General features: G+C 68.9%; 3 protein-coding genes and 2 pseudogenes. 4 read left to right on the forward strand and 1 reads right to left on the reverse strand.

Annotated elements, in window-relative coordinates; translation table 11 throughout:
• Positions 1 to 515: pseudogene (locus AC1DY5_RS44380) on the forward strand (murein L,D-transpeptidase); the annotation flags it as partial.
• A 25-nt stretch (positions 516 to 540) separates the two neighbouring features.
• On the opposite strand, the gene AC1DY5_RS44385 reads toward AC1DY5_RS44380, so the two are convergent.
• Positions 541 to 1,362, reverse strand: a complete 822-nt coding sequence (locus AC1DY5_RS44385; protein ID WP_478120773.1) for a universal stress protein — start codon at positions 1,360 to 1,362, stop codon at positions 541 to 543.
• Between the two features lie 161 nt (positions 1,363 to 1,523).
• On the opposite strand from AC1DY5_RS44385, the gene AC1DY5_RS44390 reads away from it, so the two are divergent.
• The 3 genes and pseudogenes from AC1DY5_RS44390 to AC1DY5_RS44400 all read left to right on the forward strand — a co-directional run.
• A complete protein-coding gene (locus tag AC1DY5_RS44390) occupies positions 1,524 to 3,233 on the forward strand; it encodes a PHA/PHB synthase family protein (RefSeq protein ID WP_478120774.1) in 1,710 nt (569 codons plus the stop codon).
• A gap of 110 nt (positions 3,234 to 3,343) precedes the next feature.
• The gene (locus tag AC1DY5_RS44395; RefSeq protein WP_478120775.1) at positions 3,344 to 4,069 is read left to right on the forward strand and encodes a 3-oxoacyl-ACP reductase; all 726 of its coding nucleotides are present in this window, start codon (positions 3,344 to 3,346) and stop codon (positions 4,067 to 4,069) included.
• Between the two features lie 2 nt (positions 4,070 to 4,071).
• Positions 4,072 to 4,258: pseudogene (locus tag AC1DY5_RS44400) on the forward strand (alcohol dehydrogenase); the annotation flags it as partial.

The following is a 4,258-nucleotide window of genomic DNA, read 5'->3' on the forward strand; positions in this document are numbered from 1 at the left end:
GCGCTTCGCCGGTCTCGACGGGCCGCGGTGGCGAGTTCGATCACTTCCAGACGCCCCTCGGCGTCTTCGCGCACACGCCGTCGAATCCCGACTTCCGCGCCGAAGGCACCCGCAACGAGAACGGCATCCGGGGCTACGGAGCGGCCGGCATGCGGGTCTTCGATTTCGGCTGGCAGGAGGCCGAGCGCCTCTGGGGACACGGCGGGACGAGCATGATGCGACTCCAGATGCACTCCACCGATCCGGACCGGCTCGAACGGCGCCTCGGCAGCGTCCAATCGAAGGGCTGCGTACGCATCCCGGCACAGCTGAACCGCCTGCTCGATCGCTTCGGCGTGCTGGATGCGGACTATCTTCAGGCCAGGGCCGAAGGTTCGGCGATATGGGTGCTGCCCGCCGCACAGACGCCGGTCGAAGATCCGGGACGCTATCTGGTGGTCATCGACACCCAGCGCACGGAGCGCCCCGCCTGGTCCGTGCCGGCACCACAGCCCCCGCGGGGCAGCGTCCGTTGACCGCGCCTCGAAGCCTGCATCGGAATCAGTGCGACATCAGCACCGGCAGCGTCATGGATTGCAGGATCGACCGCGTGGCCCCGCCCAGCACCCATTCGCGCGCCCGGCTGTGGCCGTAGCAGCCCATCACGAGCAGGTCAGCACTCATGTCGGCGGCGGTCGACAGCATGTGCTCGCCGACATCGCTGCCCTCCGCCCCCCCGGAACGCACCACGGCGGACACGCCCTGGGCCTTCAGATAGGCCTGCAGGCTTTGCAGCGACGCATCGGCGGCCTCGCCGTGGCAGACCGCCTGCACGGAATCCGCACGGACCAGCCACGGCAGCGCGGCCGATACCGCACGCGCGGCCTCGCGCGTCTGCTTCCACGCGATCAGCACGTTGCGCCCGACGGCGTTCACCGGCCCCGCATAGGGCAGCAGCAACGCAGGACGGCCGCTCGCCACCAGCGTGCTCGCCAGGAAGTCGACAGGCAACTCGTCGGCGACGGGGTCGTCGGGGTCGCGCTGGCCCAGGATCATCAGGTCGGCATACAGGGCACGCCGGGCGAAGCCCCAGGGCGCATCGCTCAAGGGCTCGGACCAGTGGAGGCGGGGCGAGCCGCCGGCGGCCTCCGTGAAAATCGCATGCACCTTGTCGCGGCACTCCTGGTCGAGCTCGTCCATGATCGCCATGGCCTCCGCCGCGCCTTCCAGCGCGTAGGGATAGCGCATCAGCGCCGAGGTCGTGCAAGGCAGGCCCGTGACCTCGGCGTCGAAAGCCTCGGCCAGATGCCGCGCGACCTTGACCCGTTCCGCCGTGCGCGCGGAACTGTCCAAGTGCAGCAGAATCGTCTTCGGTGTTTGCATGAAGCTTCCTTTCAAAGCCATCGCTGGCATGCAAGGACATTAGCGCCGTCGACGGCGACTTTTCTTGCGCGGCGTCAAATTGCAACAGGGACTCGAGCCGGCAGACTCCGTGCGAAACGCGGGCCGAAGGCCCGGCATCGCCCGAAACCAAGGACCGCCGAATGAACGACCCGAAGGACGAACTGGACCGCACGCTGCACGCCGCCATGGCCAAGTGGACGCGGGGCCTGTCGCCCGCTTCGCTGCTGCTGGCCTGGTCGGACTGGGCCATCCACCTGGCGGCGCAGCCTGCCCGCAGCGCCCAGGTCCTGATGCTGCGACCGTGGCTGAATGCACTGCGTACGCAAGGCCAGGGCGCCGGCCAGGCCCCTGCAAAATCGCCCGCCCGCGCCTACGACCCTCGCCTCGCGGAACACTGCTGGGACGAATGGCCGTTCAGCCTCTACCGACAGGCCTTTCGCGCCGGCGAACAGTCTCTTCGGGACCTCACGGAAGGCGTGCCGGGCGTGGAGCGCCACCATGGGCGGGTGGTCGCCTTTGCGGCGCAGCAGTTGCAGCTGATGTTCTCGCCGGCGAATTCGATCGCCACCCATCCCCTGGTCCTGCAGCGGACCGCGGCCAGCGCGGGCATGAATCTGCTGCAAGGGGCGCAGAACTTGGCCGACGACCTGCAGCGCAGGCTCCGGCACCTGCCGCCGAAGGGCGCGGAGGACTTCGTGCCCGGCCAGCGCGTGGCCTGCACGCCGGGCAAGGTCGTGCTGCGCAACCGCCTCATGGAGCTGATCCAGTACACGCCGACCACGCCGACCGTGCACCCCGAACCGGTGCTGATCATGAGCGCGTGGATCATGAAGTTCTACATCCTCGACCTGTCCCCGCACAACTCGCTGATCCGCTACCTGGTCGACAAGGGCCACACGGTGTTTGCCATCTCTTGGAAGAACCCCGAGGCCGCGGATGCCGAGCTGGGCATCGAGGACTACCTGGCCCAGGGCCTGATGGCGAGCCTCGATGCCATCGAGTCGATCGTTCCGGCGCAGCGCATCCATGCGCTGGGCTACTGCCTGGGCGGGACGCTGCTTGCCATCGGGGCTGCCGCGATGGCGCGCGACCACGACCAGCGACTGGCCTCGGTGACGCTGCTGGCGGCGCAGACCGACTTCACCGAACCGGGCGAGCTCGCCCTGTTCATCGACGAAAGCCAGCTGACCTTCCTGGAAGACGTCATGGCGCGCCAGGGCTACCTCGATTCCAGCCAGATGGCCGGCGCCTTCGCCCTGCTGCGCGCCGTCGACCTCATCTGGTCGCCCATGGTGCACAACTACCTGCTCGGAGAGCGGGCGCCGATGACCGACCTGATGGCGTGGAACGCCGACGGCACGCGCATGCCCTACCGGATGCATGCCGACTACCTGCGCAGTCTGTTCCTCGACAACGACCTGGCGGAGGGCCGCTTCCGGGTCAAGCGCCGACCGGTCTCGCTCGGGGACATCAAGGCGCCGATCTTCGCCGTCGGCACCCGCACCGACCATGTCGCGCCCTGGCATTCGGTCTACAAGCTGAACCTGCTGTGCGATGCCGACCTCTGCTTCGTCCTCACCGATGGCGGACACAACGCGGGCATCGTGAGCGAACCCGGGCACCCGCACCGCGCCTACCAGATCCTGCAGCGCGCAGCGGGCGCCCCCTATGTGCCGCCGGATGCCTACGAAGCCGGTGCGGAGCGTGTCGAAGGCTCCTGGTGGCCGGCCTTGCAGACCTGGCTGGCCGACCATTCGGGACCGCGCCGAAAGCCGCCGCGCATGGGCGACGCCCGACACGGCCTGGCGCCGGTCTGCGAGGCACCGGGCCTTTACGTTCTGGCCCACTAACAAGCGCCGCATCGACGGCGCTTGATCCAGCGCAATTCCGTCGACGGCGCGAGCTCTACAGTCAAGCGCCAGGGCGCCATGCGCCTTCCAACCGCTGAAAGGAAGCTGGAATGACCACGCGCGTCGCACTCGTCACCGGAGGCACCGCCGGCATCGGCGCCGCCACGGCGGAAGCCCTGCTCGCTGCGGGCTACCGCGTGGCGGTCAACTACGGCACCCACGCCGAGGCCGCGCAGGAATTCGCCGCGCGGACCGGCATTCCGGCCTTGGCCTGGAACGTGGCCGATCCGGCCGCCTGCCGCGACGGGGTGGCGCGGGTCGAGGCCGAACTCGGCCCGGTCGAGGTGCTGGTCAACAACGCCGGCATCACGCGCGACGCCATGCTGCACAAGATGAGCTTCGAGCTATGGCGCGAGGTGCTCGACATCAACCTGGGCGGCTGCTTCAACATGTGCCGGGCGGTGATCGAAGGCATGCGGGAGCGCCGCTTCGGCCGCATCGTCAACATGGGTTCGGTCAACGGCCTCTCGGGCCAGGTCGGCCAGTGCAACTACGCGGCCACCAAGGCCGGCCTGATCGGCTTCACGAAATCGCTGGCGCTCGAGGGAGCATCGCGCAACATCACGGCCAACGTCATCGCCCCCGGCTACACGGACACGTCGATGGTCGGCGCCGTCCCGCCGGAGGTGCTCGCGCAGATCCTGAAGGCCGTTCCGGCCGGACGCCTCGCGACGACCGCCGAGATTGCGCGGGCGGTTGTCTTCCTCGCGGCGGACGATGCCGGCTTCATCACTGGCACCACGTTGTCGATCAACGGCGGCAAGTACATGCCCTGAGGATGACAAAGATGCGCGCGATGGTGCTCCATGCCGCCGGGCAGGCGCTGAGACTCGAACGTCGCCCGCTGCCGGAGCCTGCGGCCGGCGAGCTGCGGCTTCGCGTGCTGGCCTGCGCGGTCTGTCGCACCGACCTTCATGTGGTCGACGGCGACTTGCCGCTGCCGCTGATGCCGATCGTGCCTGGCC

This window comes from Variovorax sp. P4_D9, assembly GCF_056401695.1.

What these genes read in the sequence shown, in the direction of transcription:
- AC1DY5_RS44385 (WP_478120773.1), bottom strand. Translation starts at nt 1,362, where the DNA reads ATGCAAACACCGAAGACGATTCTGCTGCACTTGGACAGTTCCGCGCGC.
- AC1DY5_RS44390 (WP_478120774.1), top strand. Translation starts at nt 1,524, where the DNA reads ATGAACGACCCGAAGGACGAACTGGACCGCACGCTGCACGCCGCCATG.
- AC1DY5_RS44395 (WP_478120775.1), top strand. Translation starts at nt 3,344, where the DNA reads ATGACCACGCGCGTCGCACTCGTCACCGGAGGCACCGCCGGCATCGGC.